This window comes from Seonamhaeicola marinus, from assembly GCF_008085455.1.
The window spans coordinates 1-581 of record NZ_VSDQ01000335.1 but is presented as its reverse complement, the minus strand read 5'-3'; the positions used below and the strand labels follow the sequence as shown (position 1 = coordinate 581).

Annotated in this window: 2 pseudogenes; both read right to left on the bottom strand. The window is 29.3% G+C overall.

Annotated features, from left to right (window positions below):
* A pseudogene (locus FUA24_RS04760) lies at positions 1–308 on the bottom strand (aspartate carbamoyltransferase catalytic subunit); the annotation flags it as partial.
* A 61-nt stretch (positions 309–369) separates the two neighbouring features.
* Positions 370–581, bottom strand: a pseudogene (locus FUA24_RS04755) (bifunctional pyr operon transcriptional regulator/uracil phosphoribosyltransferase PyrR); the annotation flags it as partial.

The following is a 581-nucleotide window of genomic DNA, read 5'->3' as shown; positions in this document are numbered from 1 at the left end:
ACTTTCATTGATAAAATATTGTTAACTGTATCAATAAGTGTTTCTCCTTTTTTAACTGAAGATTGCCCTGATGAAAAGTTTATAACATCGGCAGATAAGCGCTTTTCAGCCAATTCAAACGATAGTTTTGTTCTGGTTGAATTTTCAAAAAACAGGTTTGCAATGGTAATATCTCTAAGCGAAGGTACTTTTTTTATAGGCCTGTTAATCACTTCTTTAAAATGATCGGCTGTTTCAAAAATTAGCTCAATATCTTTTTGATTCAGATATTTTATTCCTAATAAGTGGTTTACACTTAATTCGCTCATTTTATTTGTTTAAATTTTAATGTTTTAAGTTTAAAATTATTTCATAATAAACTAAAACGTATTATTTTTCTATTAAATACACGGCATCTTCACCTTCATTTTCTTGCCAATGTACTATTACTTTTTCTTTATTAATGGCATCAACTTGCCTACCTCTGTAGTTTGGTTGTATAGGTAAATGTCTGCTAAAACGTCTGTCTATTAAAGTTAATAACTCAATTTCATTAGGCCTACCAAATGATTGAATTGCAGTTAAAGCGGCTCTTATACTAC